The organism is Amaricoccus sp. W119 (assembly GCF_047275745.1).
Classification (GTDB): domain Bacteria; phylum Pseudomonadota; class Alphaproteobacteria; order Rhodobacterales; family Rhodobacteraceae; genus Amaricoccus.
The window spans coordinates 1-526 of the sequence record NZ_JBKQWU010000229.1 but is presented as its reverse complement, the minus strand read 5'-3'; the positions used below and the strand labels follow the sequence as shown (position 1 = coordinate 526).

Below are 526 nucleotides of genomic sequence, written 5' to 3'. Positions count from 1 at the left end.
CGCCCTGGCCGTCCCACCAGATCACCTTCACCAGATCGCCGCGCCGTCCGCGGAACACGAAGAGATGCCCGGTGAACGGATCCTGCTGGAGCGTCGCCTCGGCCTGGGCCGCGAGCGCGGTGAAGCCGCGACGCATGTCCGTGACCCCGGCCGCGAGCCAGACCCGCGTGGTGGCCGGTACCGAGATCATCCGGACAGACCCCGGATCAACCGGGCCAATGCCTCGGGATCGTAGCCGCCATTGATCCGCATCCGGTGGCCACCAACGAGCTCGATCTCGATCGTGCCCACCGGGTCGCCAGCATCGACCGGCGCGCGCGCATCGTCTCGACCCGAAGGCTCGACGATCTCGACGGGCAGGAAGCGGAGATCCTCCGTCGGCCCGGCGTCAGGGTCCGGCGTGAACCTCGGAGTCCTCCGCCCCAGGGTTTCTTGAGACATCCCAGACGGCTTAATTTGGGCCGACGGAGGTGTTGAGATGGGTGAGAATGAGCACGGAGGAGCTTCGAGCGCGGAGACCTCGGAT

The 526-nt window shown here is 67.7% G+C and carries 1 protein-coding gene and 1 pseudogene; both read right to left on the bottom strand.

Going from position 1 to position 526, the window contains the following annotated elements:
* A partial coding sequence (tnpB, locus tag ACLJK8_RS23160) for an IS66 family insertion sequence element accessory protein TnpB (RefSeq protein WP_413152723.1) occupies positions 1–190 on the bottom strand: 190 nt, incomplete at its 3' end.
* Positions 187–526 (bottom strand): annotated as a pseudogene (locus ACLJK8_RS23155) (hypothetical protein); the annotation flags it as partial. The gene tnpB and the pseudogene ACLJK8_RS23155, both read right to left, overlap by 4 nt.